The organism is Clavibacter lycopersici (assembly GCF_003576405.1).
Taxonomy (GTDB): Bacteria; Actinomycetota; Actinomycetes; order Actinomycetales; family Microbacteriaceae; genus Clavibacter; species Clavibacter lycopersici.
The window spans coordinates 1-4,088 of the sequence record NZ_QWGT01000243.1; the positions used below are offsets into that span (position 1 = coordinate 1).

The window sequence follows — 4,088 nt, forward strand, 5'->3', positions numbered from 1 at the left end:
GCGGGGGCGGCCGGCACCCGTCGCCCGGGGCGTGATCCGCACCCGCGGCACGTGCCGGCGCACCACGACCTCGAGGGTCAGCTGGCCGCGGCGGGCGAGGATCACGGCGACGACCGCGGCGGCCAGCGCCGGGACCCCGCCGGACACGACCATGCCGACGTGCACGCCCCACGCCTCGACGATGCCGCCCATGAGCGGACCGCCGACGGCCTGGCCGCCGAGCAGCACGAGCACGTAGACGCTCATCACCCGCCCGCGGATGGCGACGTTGCTCGAGAGCTGCACGAGCGAGTTCGCGGCGGTCTGGAACAGCAGCGACGCCATGCCGACCGTGACGAGCAGCACGGCGAACGGCGCGATGCCGGGCATGAGCCCCGCGGCGGCCTGCAGCAGCCCGGTGATCCCGACGCCCACCACGATGGTCCGCAGCCGCACGGTCGCGCGGCGCGTCGACAGCAGGGCTCCCGTGAGCGCGCCGATCGCGACCATCGAGTTGAAGAAGCCGTAGCCGCCGGCGCCCACGTCGTAGACCTGGCTCGCGAACGCTGCGAGGAGCACGGGCATCGTGAGCCCGAAGACGCTGAAGACCGCCACGAGCACGACGGGCCAGAGGATGGTCGGCTTCGACCGCGCGTAGCGGAGGCCCTCCGCGAGCTGGCCGCGGCGGCGCGGGGCGGGCGGGATGCGGATCAGGTCGCGCGTGTTCAGGCTCCACAGCGTGAGCACCACCACGACGCAGGCGAGCGCGTTGATCGCGAACGACCAGCCGGCGCCGACGGCGAGCAGGAGGATCCCGCTGAGCGCGGGCCCCACCATGCCGCCGAGCTGGAACACCGAGGAGTTGACGCTGATGGCGTTGCGGAGGTGCTGCTGCCCCACGATCTCGGTCACGAACACCTGCCGCGCCGGGTTGTCGATCACCGTCACGAGCCCGGTCGCGAACGCGATCGCGAAGATGTGCCACGCCTCGACCGCGCCCGACAGCGTGAGCACGGCGAGCAGCGCGCTGAGCACCGCGTAGGTGCCCTGCGTGATCATCATCAGCATCCGCTTCGAGCACCGGTCGACGATGACGCCGCCCAGCAGGCCGAAGAAGAGCATGGGCGCGAACTGCATCGCGACCGTGATGCCGACCGCGGTGACGCTGCCGGTGAGCTCGAGCACGAGCCAGTCCTGGGCGATGCGCTGCATCCAGCCCGAGGTCATGGCGATGACGTTGGAGGCCGTGAACCGCCGGAAGTTCGGCACGCTCAGGGCGATGAGCGTGTGGCGCCACGGCGGGCGCTGGGTCTGGATCGGGAGCGGGGCGGTCGGGGGGAAGGCGTTCGGCGGCGGGGTCACTTCATCCTGCGGGGTGCGTTGCGTATGGGCGGATCGGTTCCGTATGGGTGCGGCCCTCGTGGGGCCGTCGTCGACGCTACCCGCGGGCTTCCCATTCGGATCCCGTCTCGACATGATGAATGGCATCACGTTCTCGAATGGCCAGGAGGCGCCGTGCTGGATCCGACCCTGCTCGCGACCTTCCTCGCCGTCGCCGACACCCGGAGCTTCACGCAGGCGGCCGCGCGCCTCGGGATCAGCCAGCCGACCGTGAGCCAGCAGGTGCGGCGGCTCGAGCGGGCCGTCGACCGCACGCTCATCGCCCGCGACACCCGCGCCATGCGGCTCACGGACGCGGGCGACGCCATGGCCGGCTTCGCGCGCACGATCCTCGCGGCGCACCGGGCGGCGGAGAGCTACTTCGGCGGATCCGAGGTGAGCGGCCGCCTGCGCTTCGGCACCGCGGACGACCTCGCCATCACGCAGCTCCCGCGGATCCTCCGCCACTTCCGGCAGCTGCACCCGCAGATCGAGCTGGAGCTCACGGTGACGCAGAGCGGGCCGCTGCACCGGCGGCTGCTCGCGGGGCAGCTCGACCTGATCCTCACCAAGACCACGGTCGACGAGCAGCCGTCCGCGCGGCTCGTCGGCCGCGACCGCATGGTGTGGGTCGGCCTCGAGCGCACGCTCGTCGAGCCGGGCGCGACCGTGCCGCTCATCGCGTACCGGGCGCCGAGCATCAGCAGGCAGATGGCCATGGACGCGCTCGAGCGGGCGGGCCGCACCTGGCGGATCACGTGCAGCACGCGCGACGTGAACGGCGTGCTCGCGGCGGTGCGCGCGGGCATGGGGGTCGCGGTGCTGCCGCAGGCGCTCATCCCGACGGACCTGGTGAAGGTGACCTCGCGGCTCGGCCTGCCCGAGCTCGACGAGGTGGACTACGTGCTGATGGACAACCCGGCCGGGCCGCGCGCGTCCATCGAGGCGCTGACCTCGGCGATCATGTCGCGCGGGGTGACGCGGGCCAGCTGACGCCCGGGGCTACCAGCGGGCGACGGGCGGCAGGTCGTCGTCGGGCCACGCCTCGCGCGCGCGGTCCTTCCGGCCCCGGCCGCGCCCGCGCCCGCCCGGCTGGTGCGGCGGCTCGGGCTTGTCGGGATCCGCACCGGGGGTGCCTGGCTGTTCGAGCTGCATTGCGAGCGCCCGCAGCCGGGCGTCCATCTCGGCGTGCGCGGCGGCGGCCTCGTCGATCCGGGCGCGCTCCTCGTCGACGTCGGCGGGCACGCGCGTGGCCTCCTCGAGCGGCATCGCCTCGGCCTCCGCCTCGGCGAGGCGGCGTGCGCGGCGGCGCGAGGCGAGGATCCCGAAGGCGCCCACGGCGATCTGGAACATGCCGAGCCAGCCGGACGCGTCGTTGACGGGCGCGAGCACGTGCCAGGCGCCGAGCGCGATCCAGCCGATGTTGACCCACATGGGCCAGGCGAACCCGGCGGCGCCGGACGCGCCCTCCCGGGGCTGATCCGTGCCGCGTCCCTCGTCGCTCATGCCGTTCCTCCGTGCCGACCCGTCCGTGACTGCGAGTGTGTCACGCGAGGTCGTGAGCCGCCTGGAGCCAGACGAACGTGCGCGGGCTCAGCACGATCCCCTTGGTGAGGCGGAGCCGCTCGTCGCGCACGAGGTCGACGGCGTGCTCGGCGAAGCCGCCGAGCGTCTCCGCGGAGACCGTGGCCGGCTCGTCGCCGAGGTTCGCGAGCACGAGGACCGTGCCGTCCTCGTGCGGGCGCTGGTAGCCGAGCACGCGCGGGTCGTTCGCGTCGAAGCCGACGATGCGCGTGCCGCCGAGCGCGGGCGTGGCGCGGCGCACGGCGACGAGGCGGCGGATCCCGGCGTGGATGACGCCCGTGCTCGTGGTGCGGTCGTCGCGCTGGTCGTAGCGGTCGAACGGGTAGAGCGGGCGGTTCACCCACCTGCTGTCCTCGGCGTGCGCCGGGACGTCGTCGTAGCCGTAGTCGTTGAGCTGGCCGACCTCGTCGCCGAGCACGATCAGCGCGAGGCCGCCCGTGCTGAGCGCTATGGAGTGGGCCAGCAGGATCCGCTCGACCGCGCCCGGGTCGTCCTGCTCCAGTCCCGCGAGGGACGCCGTGGTGCCGGCGACCGCGCCGTCCGGGTGCCAGATGCCGCGCGCGTGGCTGCCGGGGAAGCGGCCGACGTGGTAGTCGGCGAGGAAGCGGCGGTGCTCGTCGGGGTCGATGCCGAGGGCGCGGGCGTCGTCGTCCTCGAACGCGAAGCGGAGGGCGTCGTGGCTGCGGACGCGCGCGATCCGGGCGGATCCGGCGGGATCGTCGCCGCGGCGCTCGAGGGCGCGGGACAGGAGCGCGGCCGACCGGGTGGCGAGCGCCTCCCAGACGAGCGCGGTCAGCGCGGGGTCGTCGGCGAGGCGCACGGCGTCGCCGTCGAGGAGCTCGGCGGACCCGCGCGGATCGGCGTCGGCGGCGACGGCCAGCGCGAGCGCGGGGGAGAGGCGGCGACCGAGGGCGGCGACCACGCGGAGGAGGGCGGACCGGTCGGCGTCGGGGCGCTCGCCGATGACGGCGGCGGGGTCCATGCGGACGACGTCGGCGCCCACGGCGGCCAGGGCGACGGCCTCGCGGACGGCTCCGCGGATCCGCTCGGCCGGGGACGCGTCGGCGTCGGAGGGGGAGAGGTCGACCGCGAGCGTGAGGCCGGCGTCGTGCAGGGCGTCGGCGAGCGCGGCGAGGTCGGCCGCG

General features: G+C 74.6%; 4 protein-coding genes. 1 reads left to right on the top strand and 3 read right to left on the bottom strand.

Going from position 1 to position 4,088, the window contains the following annotated elements:
- The coding region (locus tag DZG00_RS13045; protein WP_119455701.1) for an MFS transporter at window positions 1-1,341 on the bottom strand (1,341 nt) is incomplete at its 3' end.
- Between the two features lie 153 nt (window positions 1,342-1,494).
- Between DZG00_RS13045 and DZG00_RS13050 the strand changes: the two genes are divergently transcribed.
- Window positions 1,495-2,352 (top strand): LysR substrate-binding domain-containing protein, encoded by an 858-nt coding sequence (locus tag DZG00_RS13050; RefSeq protein WP_119383312.1) that lies wholly within the window; start codon window positions 1,495-1,497, stop codon window positions 2,350-2,352.
- A 9-nt stretch (window positions 2,353-2,361) separates the two neighbouring features.
- Here DZG00_RS13050 and DZG00_RS13055 read toward each other — a convergent pair whose 3' ends face one another.
- Window positions 2,362-2,865: a hypothetical protein gene (locus DZG00_RS13055; protein WP_119455702.1), complete on the bottom strand. Its 504-nt coding sequence runs from the start codon at window positions 2,863-2,865 to the stop codon at window positions 2,362-2,364.
- Between the two features lie 40 nt (window positions 2,866-2,905).
- Window positions 2,906-4,088, bottom strand: a 1,183-nt coding sequence (locus DZG00_RS13060) for an alpha-amylase family glycosyl hydrolase (protein WP_119455703.1), incomplete at its 5' end; no start/stop codon positions are given.

Coding starts and splice junctions, on each gene's coding strand:
- DZG00_RS13055 (WP_119455702.1), bottom strand. CDS start 2,865: ATGAGCGACGAGGGACGCGGCACGGATCAGCCCCGGGAGGGCGCGTCC.